Source organism: Flavitalea sp., assembly GCF_035489435.1.
GTDB lineage: Bacteria > Bacteroidota > Bacteroidia > Chitinophagales > Chitinophagaceae > DATHKG01.
This window is the reverse complement of record NZ_DATHKG010000157.1, coordinates 1-11677: the sequence shown is the minus strand read 5'-3', so window position 1 is coordinate 11677 and position 11677 is coordinate 1. Positions and strand designations below refer to the sequence as shown.

Sequence of the window (11677 nt, the reverse complement as noted above, 5' to 3'; positions counted from 1 at the left end):
TGTCGCTTAAACCTTACCGTAAAATTTTCATTTCACGTACTATTGTTTCCAAACTTTCAAAGATCTTTCAGCTTTTCCTCGCTGCCCATTTTTCGTTGGGGTTGCAAAGGTATGTGCCTTTTATATTTTAACCAAATATTTCTAAACTTATTTCTGAAGTATTTTCAGGTGAGTTTCAAAAATCTATCGAAGAACTTCCTGCTAATAACTCTTTCGTTTTTAGCGGACTGCAAAGATATGGCGAGTAAATTTACTAGCCAAGTTTTTTTGAGTTTATTTTTGTTTTTCTGTGTTCCCTGCCAGCATTTTAACACTTTGTCTCCACCGGTGGAAACCCGGGTTTCAAGCGCCGTTTTGAGCACCATCTCCGTATCAAATAAGCCCCTTTTCTTATCAAATAGGCCCCTTTAAGATTAGACCCTTAAGATAAGACCCTTAAGATAAGATCCTTAAGAGACAATAGAAACGATTCGACAAAGTATCAGATGCGTTTTCAATCCAGGATCTCCTCCCAATTAAACCTGACCTCCTCGAGTATCAATCCATGCCCGGGCACATCGAACCAGGCTTTTGAATTATCCTTTGCAGCCAAAACAGCAATAAGTTCCTGGACAGTGGCCCTTCCCCTTCCCACGCGCAACATAGTCGCCACCAAACCCCGCACCATTCCCCTCAGAAACCTGTTCGCCTCCACATAATATTCGAGTCTGCCATCCTTCATTACCCATTCACTTCTGAGAATCGAGCAATTGAAGGTCTTTACCTGGGTGTTACGTTTTGAAAAACTGCTGAAATCCTGGTGCTGCATTATTACCGCAGCCGCCTCTGCCATCCGGTCCTCATGTAGTGTATATGGATAAAAATAAGCCCGGTCGCGCAGAAACGGATCCTTGCGATTGTAAACACTATACCTGTATGATCTTGAGATGGCATCAAAACGAGAATGTGCCCCGGCTTTTACCGCCTGTATAGAACGTATGCAGATATCGCCCGGTAACAGGGCATTAAGATTGTAGATAATCCTTGGATCAATTGCAGGCTCAAAATCAAAATGGAAAAAATTTTGCCGGGCATGTACCCCTGAATCGGTACGGGAAGAGCCGGTCAACAGGGGCTTTTGCTTTAATACGGTATTAAGGGCATTTTCAACTTCCTCCTGTACTGTATGCGCATTTTCCTGTATCTGGAACCCCGCATAATTTGCCCCGTGATAAGAAACTTCGAGAAAATATCTTGGCATTCATCAAAGATATAGATAAGCGATAAACACAAAATATTACTGGCGGATCATTGCATTAAAACGCTTTATATAATAGTCTTCTTTCATTACACTCACCAGGTTGCGGAATTCGTGGGAGTCTGAAGCAAATGGATAGGCCGTATCAAGGAATTTGTATTTTCCTTCATCATTTAGAAAAAGCTCCGTTAAAGCACGGATCTGCCGCGTGGTGAAACACTTTGTCCTAAAGACCTTTTTAGCCGCAGCAATACGATCATCGGCAGTCACTTCTGCTATCATCTTTACCCTTAGCTTATCCAGGTCGTACTCACTGGCAAAGTTTACGCAATCCGAATTCACCATCACCGGCACTTTTGAAGCCGGCTGAGCCATTCCAATATTTGAGTTTGACCCGGAATCCTTTTTTGAAACAACCGGGTCGGTCAAAGGCCGCGGGTTGGATTGCCAGCGTGGGAAGTTCGAATCTTTTTTGGGAACGCTGGCGGCAGGCGGATCGATGGGTATTATAATCTGGATAGTATCTGTTTTGCCATTGCCGCTCTTATCTGTATAGGAGACCATCAATGTCTTTTCGGTTTTCTTTTCCGCGATCTTTTTGACCTCTGATAGAGAGTTACTGCCAGGGGAGTTACTCTTCAGACCTGCTTTTTGAATGCTGTCTTTCGCATACTTTTCTTTTGCAAGCGCGTCCTTAGCTGCATTTTCCTTATTCAGCACCTCTTTAGCGGCAGCTTCTTTTGCAATTGCATCCTTAGCCGCATTTTCCTTGTCCAGCGCCTCTTTAGCAGCAGCTTCTTTGGCGAGCGCAGCCTTTGCTGCACCGTCTTTATCCGTAATTTCCTTTGCTGCATTTTCTTTCGTAAGTGCTTCCCGGGCCAACGAATCTCTTAAAGAATTGGCCCTGGCTACAGAATCTTTTTCAATTGCGACCCTTGCAGCTCCCAGGGACGCCGCAGCCAGCCTTGAAAGTGAATCTTTAGTTGCTGCTTCTCTTATTAATACATCTTTAGCCTCCGCTTCCTTTAAAGCTGCATCTTTAGCCGCCGCATCTTTTGCAGCCGCATCTTTAGCCGCCGCATCTTTAGCCGCCGCATCTTTTGCAGCCGCATCTTTTGCAACCGCATCTTTTGCAACCGCTTCCTTCACCACCACCTTCTCCAGCGAATCTTTCAAAATAGCCTCTCTGTCTGCGTTCTCTTTTTTTGGGATTGCGGATTGCCCGGTCGCAACAGGATCTTTTCCGGTGACCGCTTCAGATTTCAAAGGCTCCGACGATGAATCTTTTTGTAAAGAACTATTGTTTGCGGCAGTTTCAGCGGACCTGTTTAAACTGTCGGTGGAAGCCTGGTTAGCAGCCTGAGATTTTTGAAAAGCCAGCGAAGAATCTACATGTTTCACCCTTGAGGAATCAACTAAAGCACTTGCCCTGAGTTTTTCAGGAGTTTTCTTTTCCACCTGGCTTTGAGCATTTGCTGCAGGATCCACCGCCGAAACATCGGAATTAACGGTAGCGGTTTTCACTACCGGATCAGCCACCACTGTCCTGGGCTCACTCACTGCCGGCGGAGTACTTATCACCGAGGTATAAAGCACCGAAGTATCATTAACCACACCGGCCATCATGATTGAAAATGCGTCTGTCTTCTTCACTCCGCCAAGTGGGATGGCAGTGTTCACTACGGTCGCAGCCGGCTGAATCACCTTGTCGTTCTCAAGATCAATCAGGTTCCACCCCTGGTTTGCCTGTTTGAGCTGAAAACTATTATCATTTTTTTTAAGAGATATCTGGAAACGATGCTCAGGAAGATCGGTCTGGGGAAAACCGACAAAAATATCAAGATTGCTGCTATTGAGTTCCGTAATATAAACCTGGCCATTTGAGCTTGAAACATTGATCTTGTTACCAATTTTCACATAAAACGGCTTCTTCTCCGAAGCCTCCAGGAAAACAAGTAAGCTCTGCTGGGCGCACAAAACCACATTGAACAGTACCAGGCCAAGCAAAAATGGAAGTTTCTTCATGCAGGATGCAATTATTGCAAATCTAACTTATTTGTTATCAGGGTTCAACCACTTGTACATTTTTTCACAAATTTTAAGCCTTTGGAAAACTATATTTGCGCCCAACTAAATATTCATCATGAAGAAGTTTTTATTGTATTTGCTGGTTACAGGCTGTTCCTTTGTGGCAGTGGCTCAGGAGGAATCGGAGCAGTCCGATACCAGCTGGAAGAAAATGTACCGTGAAACCGCCACCCGCATCAATGACCTTGTCCATACAAAACTCGATGCAAAATTTGATTATGCAAACTCCCGGTTGAATGGCAAAGTCTGGATTACACTCAAACCACATTTTTATTCAACCGATAGTCTTGAACTGGATGCAAAAGGCATGACTATTCAGAAAGTCGCCCTGGTTAAAGGTTCATCTACCAGTCCGCTAAAGTTCGATTATGATGGCATGATGCTGAATATCCGGTTAAACAAATCATACAAAGCAGACGAAAGTTATACCATCTACATAGAATACGTTGCTAAACCTGATGAGTATACGGGAAAAGGTAGTGCTGCCATTACCGATGCAAAAGGTCTTTACTTCATCAATCCACGCGGCGAAGAAAAAGATAAACCAACCCAGATCTGGACCCAGGGAGAAACCGAAGGAACCTCCGTTTGGTGCCCGACTATAGACAGGCCAAATCAAAAATCTACCCAGGAAACAATAATGACTGTTCCCGAAAAATATGTAACGCTGTCAAATGGTAAACTGGTTTCTCAAAAGAAAAACGCCGATGGCACCCGCACGGATTCCTGGAAAATGGATCTGCCACATGCGCCATATCTTTTTTTTATGGGTGTCGGTGATTTCGCTGTTGTAAAGGATAATTATAAAGGAAAAGAAGTCAGTTACTATGTAGAAAAAGAATATGCACCGGTTGCCAGGAAGATATTTGGTAATACGCCGGAAATGATAGCGTTTTTCTCAAAAGTTTTAGGTGTGGAATATCCTTGGGTGAAATATTCCCAAATGGTCGGCCGCGATTATGTTAGTGGCGCTATGGAAAATACGACCGCTACCCTGCACCAGGAAAGTGCACAACAGGATGCCCGCGAACTCGTGGATGGAAATACCTGGGAAGGAACAATTGCACATGAATTGTTTCACCAGTGGTTCGGAGATCTTGTAACCAGTGAAAGCTGGAGCAACCTGACAGTGAATGAATCATTTGCAAACTATAGCCAGGTACTTTGGAATGAACACAAATACGGTAAAGACGCTGGTGCTGAAGAAAACTTCAACGACATGCAGGGATATTTTCAAAGCATGAGTGATAAAAAAGATCTTGTTCGTTTTTACTATGAAGACAAAGAAGCCATGTTCGACGCCGTTAGTTATAATAAAGGCGGAAGGATCCTGAACATGCTTAGAAATTATGTAGGAGATAGTGCTTTCTACAAATCATTAAACCTTTACCTGACTGCCAATAAGTTTAAAGCGGCTGAGTCGCATAATTTAAGACTTGCATTTGAAGAGGTGACTGGCAAGGATATGAACTGGTTCTGGAACCAATGGTATTTTGGCAGTGGTCACCCGAAGTTGTCTGTTGATTATGTGTATGATGACAATGCAAAAACGGTTAGTGTGATTGTTAAACAAACACAGAGCAGCAATAAATTGTTCCGTTTGCCGGTTGCCATCGATATATACAATGGTACCAATAAAAAACGTCATTCGGTTTGGGTTGAAAACGCGGTTGATACTTTTACTTTCGCATATACATCAAGGCCTGATCTTGTAAATTTTGATGGCGACAAAGTTTTGCTTGCTGAAAAAAAGGATAATAAAACCCTTGACAACTATGTGTATCAGTTTAAAAATGCCGGCACATATATGGACAGAAGGGAAGCAATTGACTTTGCTTCAAAAAACCAGGATAATCCAAAGGCAGTTGAGATTTTGAAATCTTCACTGAAAGATAAATACCATGGTTTAAGAACTTATGCTCTAACAAAACTCGATCTTAAAAAAGAAGCTGTTAAAACAGAAATGGAGCCGTTGATCCTGGCTATTTCCAAATCAGATCCGAAACCCACCACCAAAGCCACTGCAATAGGGCTTCTTGGAAGTTATAGTAACCCTGAATACAAAGAGCTGTTCGTGAAAAACCTTAATGATTCATCTTATACTGTTTCAGGTTTCGCGCTCGAATCACTTACCAAGGTTGATAAGGAAGCTGGTTTAGCCGCTACAAAAAAACTGATAACTACCCCGGCTAAAGGTAAACTCATGGGCACCATGGCAACCGTTCTGATACAAAGCGGGGATGAAGGTAGTTTTGATGCCATTGCAAAATACTTTGACGACCTGCCATTGTCAATGACAAAAATTTCCATGTTGCAGCCAATGAGCGACTACCTCACAAAAATTAAGGATACCGATAAATTAAAAAAAGGTGTTGATCTGATTGTTGAGTTTCGCCAACAAGTCGAAAAATATGGCTATGCTCCGGTAATCGATAACATGCTGAAATCTGTTGCAGCCAAAAAAGAAACCGCCAAAGCCGCCGCCACCGACAAAGCCCCGTTACAAACACAAATCGACTATATTAAGTCGAAAATTGGCGATCAACGTAAATCGTTTTAAAGAAAGTGGTGTTAAGAGAATTATGAATTATGAGTTATGAATTATGAAAACTTTGATATGAGTTTTGAATTATGAATTCTTCGATCGATAACTCTCTCTCTTATTTCGATAATATATTAAGGACATAAAAGCGAAAAGCGGTTTCAACTTTGAAACCGCTTTTTGCTTTTATGACTTAAACGTTTTTTGTCAAACCAAGGTAGAGTCACCATTTAAACCATTTCATAACTCCAAACCTCATATCTAAAGTTTCATAACTCATAACTCATAATTCATATCTCTCTTTACTTACCAACTTCCGCCCGAACCTCCGCCACCGAAGCCGCCGCCACCGAAACCGCCGAAGCCGCCACCACCACCTCCGCCGCCGCCAAATCCACCACCACTGCCACCCCATCCACCGCCACCAGGGAATATAACAGGGAATCCGCCTCTATAACCTCTCCGGCTCATAAATCCACCCCCGCCACCGCGGTTATTTCGAGAGATGATAAAAATAATTATAGCCAGCACCATAAAACCGACAATTCCACCACCCTTGCCTCCTGACTTTCGTTTCCTGTAATTTTCCGGGGCTTTATATTCGCCCGCCGCTGCTCTGAAAACGGCATTTGTGGTCTGATCAAATGCTTCAAAATAATTGTTGTTTTTCAGGTTGGGCACCAGGAATTCTTCGGCAATAGCGTTTGTGGTAATGGCAGGAAGGGCTCCTTCGAGGCCATAACCCGTCGCAATAAAAAAACGACGTTTGCCATTTTCTTCGGTTCCATCACTTACAAGTATTACAACACCATTATCATATTTACCCTGGCCACCAACGCCCCAGTAATGACCAATTTCTGTTGCATATTGATCAGCTTCATACCCACGCATGGTTTTAACGGTAACTATTAAAATCTGGTTTGTTGTTGAATCGTCATAGGCTACCAGTTTCCGCTCCAACTGCCTTTCTTCTTCCGGGGTTAACAGGTCGGCATAATCATTAACGAGCCTGGCAGGATTAGGTTTCGGGGGCAATAGGTTATGCGGCACAACCTGCGCCTGTAATGTGGTCACCGAACTAAACAGTGCAAACATCAACAAGGTGATAAAGCCGGTTACCCTGGAGAAGGAAATATTTTTTGTTAGCTTGAGATCTATCATATTTAATTGCTTATTTCCCAAATACGATATCGTCGGGGAGTTCATTCTTATCTGATTTGCTATCGTAAGGGAAATGTTCATCCAGGGCGTGTCCAATATCCTCGATTACCAGCACCAAGGCATCCATATAATGTTGCTGTTGGAAGTGCATACGCATTTTGGCAATCTCTGCGGTCCAGAATGCCTCTCCCACTTTCTTATGGATCCCTTCGTCACCAAGAATTGCCATCTGGTGATCCTTTACTGCAACATAGATCAACACTGCATTTCGTTCGGCAGTCTGATCTATTTTCAAAGTCCAGAAAACTTCTTTCGCCCTGTCAAGCGGATCAACAAAACGACAACGGCTTTCCATGTAGACCCTGATCTCACCGCTTGTACGCCTTTCAGATTCCTTGATAGCAGCAATGATCTTTTCTTTTTCTGAAGCACTCAGAAATTCAGCTTTTTTGAAGAAAATAGACATAAGCAAGCATTTTCAGAAAGATTCAATTACATATCAAGGTCCACTTCTTTAATACAAACCAGTTGCAATCTGCAACAAAGCAGTTGTATCAATGAGGCGGACCTTAATATGAACTTTATCTGATTATTTAAAGTTGATCCCGCCATTTCAACCAGCTCAAATAAATTTTGCTGGTTTGGGATAGTAAGACCATTTGCTATTTACTGAAATCAACATTTGGCGTTTTCTGCTCTGCTTCTGTTGCTGCAAAATAAGGACGTTCCTTAAAACCTAATACACCTGCATAAAGCACGTTTGGAAACTTTGTGACTGTTGTATTGTAGTTCCGGGCAACTTCATTGAAACGGCTCCTTTCGGTAGCGATCTTGTTTTCTGTACTGGATAGCTCAACCTGGAGGTTTTGAAAGTTTTGAGTAGCCTTAAGCTCTGGATATCTTTCTACAGTTACCAGCAATCTGCTTAAAGCACCACTTACTTCGCCCTGTGCAGCCTGGAATTGTTGCATTTTTTCAGGTGTTATATTACTTGGATCAATAGTAACCTGGGTTGCCTTAGCCCTTGCATTAATCACCTGGGTAAGTGTTTCCTGTTCAAAGTTAGCAGCACCTTTTACAGTGTTTACGAGGTTTCCAATCAGATCGGTACGGCGTTTATACTGATTTTCAACATTACTCCAGGATTCACCTACCTGTTGTTTCTGTGCATTCATGGTATTATAACTACCACAACCGCATCCTCCGAGTAAGAGAACTGCAGCAACAATTATGATAAGCGTGAGGTTTCTTGTCTTCATTTTATGTTTCTTTTTTATTTATAGCTAAAATTAATGTTTTTGCGGTTTTTTAATGTTAATATTTCTACCAGGGATCTTTGTTAAAAACACATCTGAACCTGGAATGAATCAAGTAACATCCCATTCATCACTCACAATCTCAAAACTCTTTCATAATTCATAACTTATAACTCATATTTCTATTGAAGTTTGTCGCATTCAGGAAGCAAATATTACAAGTCTCATTTTTAATCATCTGTAACCCGTATCTGCAACGCGCATCTGTGTAACTGATTTGTTTCAGAGGGAGACGTTTGTCTTCGCTGAATATTGGAATTTGTCTCCATTGATTTTTGAAAACCCAAGCCTTATCTTCAATGCTGACTTGGAATCAAAAAAAAGCAGCCATGATACTTTTTTCGCATCACAGCTGCTGGTTATTTAATATTCAGACAATTATTTTTTGCTGATAGCCGCGATACCTGGCAATTCTTTGCCTTCAAAGTATTCCAGCAAAGCTCCGCCGCCTGTTGAGATATAACTTACCTTATCTGCAAATCCGAATTGATTAACCGCTGAAACAGAATCACCTCCACCAACCAGTGAGTAAGCGCCTTTTTCGGTTGCTTTTGCGATTGCCGTTGCAATTGCCTTTGTACCGGTCTGGAACTTTTCCATTTCGAATACACCCATGGGGCCATTCCAAAGCAGGGTCTTTGACTTACTGATTACATTTGAAAACTGCTCGCTGGCATAAGGACCGATATCAAGCCCCATCCATCCGTCGGGAATCTTATTGCTTGGTGCATGTGATGTTGTAGCATTTGCATCAAATTTGTCGGCTATCACTGAATCGGAAGGCAGATGAATACAAACTCCTTTTGCAACGGCTTTTGCAATCAGTTCCTTTGCTGTTTCGAGGCGATCATCTTCAACTAGCGACTTTCCAACTTCACCCCCGTTAGCCTTGATAAAAGTATAAGCCATACCACCACCGATAATGATATCGGTTGCACGTTCAAGCAAATTTTCAATGATGAGAATTTTGTCTGAAACTTTTGCTCCGCCTATGATTGCGGTGAATGGTTTTTCGGATTTGTGTAAAATCTTCTCAGCGTTTTCAACTTCTGATTCCATTAGCAGGCCAAACATTTTTTTATCAGCGTCGAAGAATTTCGCAATCACAGCTGTTGATGCATGTGCACGATGCGCGGTACCAAAAGCATCATTTATATAAACATCTCCTGATTCACTTAACTTTTTGGCGAAGTTCTCATCACCCTTTTCTTCTTCTTTATAAAAGCGAAGATTTTCCAGCAACAATACTTCACCCGGTTTTAAAGCTTTGGCAGCGGAGGTCGCTTTCTCACCAATACAATCTTCACTAAATAATACTTTAGTTCCCGGTAGTAACTCCTGGAGATGGGGAACCAGGTGTTTTAAAGAGTATTTGTCTGTCGGTCCGTCTTTCGGGCGTCCGAGATGACTCATAAGAATAACGCTTCCGCCCTTCTCAAGTATTTTTTTGATTGTTGGAATCGAGGCGGTCATCCTGGTATCGTCAGTGATCTGGAATTTATCATCCAACGGAACATTAAAATCTACCCGGATCAACGCTTTTTTACCTGAGAAATCGTAATCTGAAAACTTTGGCATATAGAATTTTTAGTGGTGATCAAATTTACAGAAAACAAAAATGTCTGCAGAAAACAAAAATGCCGGAAAGCTTCCGGCATCTTCAATTCAGATTTATTAAGCTTTCGCTGAAGCACAGCAAAAACCGTGCTTCGTTGAAAGGCTTTAAGTTCAGTTATTTTTTATTGATCTGTTGTGCAAAATAGTTCACTGTACGAACCAGTTGGCTAACATAACTCATTTCATTATCGTACCAGCTCACTGTTCTTACGAGTTGAATGTCGCCGGCAGTCTGAACCTTGGTTTGAGTTGCATCAAACAAAGAACCATAAGTGATACCGATAACATCACTGCTAACTATTTCGTCAGTTGTGTAACCAAAACTCTCGTTTGAAGCGGCTTTCATTGCAGCATTGATCTCATCAACAGTTACTTTTTTTCCAAGAACAACTGTTAATTCAGTCAAAGAACCTGTAAGTGTTGGTACCCTTTGTGCAGATCCGTCAAGTTTACCTTTTAGTGAAGGCAGAACCAGGCCGATCGCCTTTGCAGCACCAGTACTGTTTGGAACGATGTTCTGGGCAGCAGCTCTTGCACGGCGAAGATCACCTTTTGGATGTGGAGCATCCTGGGTGTTCTGATCGTTCGTGTAGGCATGCACGGTAGTCATCAGACCGTTTACAATGCCATATTTCTCTTCCAGAACCTGGGCCATTGGTGCAAGACAGTTTGTGGTACAGCTTGCGCAGCTGATGATTTCTTCAGTTCCGTCGAGTATATTATGATTTACGTTGAAAACAATCGTTTTAAGATCTCCTGTTGCTGGTGCAGAGATCACAACACGTTTTGCGCCGGCAGTAAGGTGAGCGGCGGCTTTGTCTTTGTCTGTGAAGAAACCTGTACATTCAAGGACCACATCAACGTCATGTGATTTCCAGGCAATTTCTGCGGGGTTTTTCTGGGCGTAGATTTTTACTTCATCTCCGTTAACTATAATAGAATTTTCGGTTGATTTAACTTCTGCGTCGAAACGACCCTGTGCACTGTCATATTTTAAGAGGTGCGCAAGAACCTTGGGACTGGTAAGATCATTGATTGCTACTACTTCAATTCCTTCCATTTTATATATCTGGCGATAGACTAACCGACCTATACGACCGAAACCATTAATGGCAACTTTTACTGTGCTCATGTTCAATTTGATTTTTAATAGTGGTAAAATGCGCAGCGAAGTTACAATAATGAAATAAATAATCAGTTACCGATTTAGGATCGTTTTTGCTCAAAAGCGTTGGAGATCATATGAATTAAGAAGAAAATCGCATATTTAGCGTTGATTGACAGCCATTCAGGTTCCCAAAAAGATTCTTGGCGATAATAGCAAAAAATTTTGGCTGGAAAACGAACAGCTACTATCTTTGCCGTCCCAAAATTAGCCGCGTTGGTCAATCGGTTAAGACGCATCCCTTTCACGGATGAATGAGGGGTTCGATTCCCCTACGCGGTACATAGTTTAAATTTTGAATCCCTGCAATTTTAGAATTTGCAGGGATTTTTCGTTTAGTGAGTAACGAATAGGTAACAAAAGATGCGTAATTACTTCTTTGAATTTTTGAAAGTTATGTGGCGACCCCTGCTAACTTGTAGTGGTCAAGTGTTTCACATTTATTATATGCGACTGGTTGACAAACAGCTACATGAACAATATTCAATAAGTACGTAACTTGTCGCACATTTAGAGAATAAAACCGAGATATGAAATTCATCAAACAGGTG

General features: G+C 42.0%; 8 protein-coding genes and 1 tRNA gene. 2 read left to right on the top strand and 7 right to left on the bottom strand.

The features are described 5' to 3' along the window. Positions 1-493 precede the first annotated feature (493 nt). Entirely contained in the window at positions 494-1240 is a 747-nt protein-coding gene (gene truA, locus VK664_RS24210) for a tRNA pseudouridine(38-40) synthase TruA (RefSeq protein WP_461401297.1), read from the bottom strand. Between the two features lie 36 nt (positions 1241-1276). Continuing rightward, positions 1277-3262: a DUF4476 domain-containing protein gene (locus tag VK664_RS24205; RefSeq protein WP_461401296.1), complete on the bottom strand. Its 1986-nt coding sequence runs from the start codon at positions 3260-3262 to the stop codon at positions 1277-1279. A gap of 118 nt (positions 3263-3380) precedes the next feature. On the opposite strand from VK664_RS24205, the gene VK664_RS24200 reads away from it, so the two are divergent. Beyond that, positions 3381-5885, top strand: a complete 2505-nt coding sequence (locus tag VK664_RS24200; protein WP_461401295.1) for a M1 family aminopeptidase — start codon at positions 3381-3383, stop codon at positions 5883-5885. Positions 5886-6173: 288 nt separating this feature from the next. On the opposite strand, the gene VK664_RS24195 is transcribed toward VK664_RS24200, so the two are convergent. From VK664_RS24195 to gap, 5 genes are all read right to left on the bottom strand, one after another. Continuing rightward, complete coding sequence (locus tag VK664_RS24195; protein ID WP_461401294.1) at positions 6174-7028, bottom strand: TPM domain-containing protein; 855 nt, start codon at positions 7026-7028, stop codon at positions 6174-6176. 10 nt (positions 7029-7038) lie between these two features. Continuing rightward, positions 7039-7494 carry a TPM domain-containing protein gene (locus VK664_RS24190; protein WP_461401293.1) on the bottom strand — a complete coding sequence of 152 codons (456 nt, stop codon included), beginning with the start codon at positions 7492-7494 and terminating at the stop codon, positions 7039-7041. Between the two features lie 196 nt (positions 7495-7690). Next, positions 7691-8287 (bottom strand): LemA family protein, encoded by a 597-nt coding sequence (locus VK664_RS24185; RefSeq protein ID WP_461401292.1) that lies wholly within the window; start codon positions 8285-8287, stop codon positions 7691-7693. Between the two features lie 435 nt (positions 8288-8722). Beyond that, positions 8723-9922 (bottom strand): phosphoglycerate kinase, encoded by a 1200-nt coding sequence (locus tag VK664_RS24180; RefSeq protein WP_461401291.1) that lies wholly within the window; start codon positions 9920-9922, stop codon positions 8723-8725. 154 nt (positions 9923-10076) lie between these two features. Next, positions 10077-11093, bottom strand: coding sequence for a type I glyceraldehyde-3-phosphate dehydrogenase (gene gap, locus VK664_RS24175; RefSeq protein WP_461401290.1), 1017 nt, complete (start codon positions 11091-11093; stop codon positions 10077-10079). Between the two features lie 243 nt (positions 11094-11336). On the opposite strand from gap, the gene VK664_RS24170 reads away from it, so the two are divergent. After that, positions 11337-11408, top strand: a tRNA-Glu gene (locus VK664_RS24170). The last annotated feature ends 269 nt before the right edge of the window (positions 11409-11677 follow it).